This window comes from Bacillus sp. SIMBA_008, assembly GCF_046535495.1.
Lineage (GTDB): Bacteria > Bacillota > Bacilli > Bacillales > Bacillaceae > Bacillus > Bacillus subtilis.
In genome coordinates, this window is the sequence record NZ_JAWRWL010000628.1 from 1 (window position 1) to 264 (window position 264).

The window sequence follows — 264 nt, forward strand, 5'->3', positions numbered from 1 at the left end:
GCCCTGGCAGGACATCGCCGACGCCGGTGGCACTCCCCTGTCCTGGACCGTACGCGACCGCCTTCTTGAGGCCGGCGCGAACGGCGTGATCGACCCCTCGCGGAAGCGTCCCGGGCTCTGGCACCTGGTGCTGTTCCGGTGGAACGAACCCGATGCCCCCGTCGTCCGGATGCGCGACGCCAAGAACAGCGACTGACGCGGCACGGGCACGGGATCCGCTCCGCGGGACTGCGTAATGCCCCGGCTACGCCCGCCGCAACCGCG

At 72.0% G+C, this 264-nt stretch carries 1 protein-coding gene; it reads left to right on the forward strand.

The features are described 5' to 3' along the window. The coding region (locus SB658_RS24720) for an RES domain-containing protein (RefSeq protein ID WP_410603034.1) at positions 1–196 on the forward strand (196 nt) is incomplete at its 5' end. Positions 197–264 lie beyond the last annotated feature (68 nt).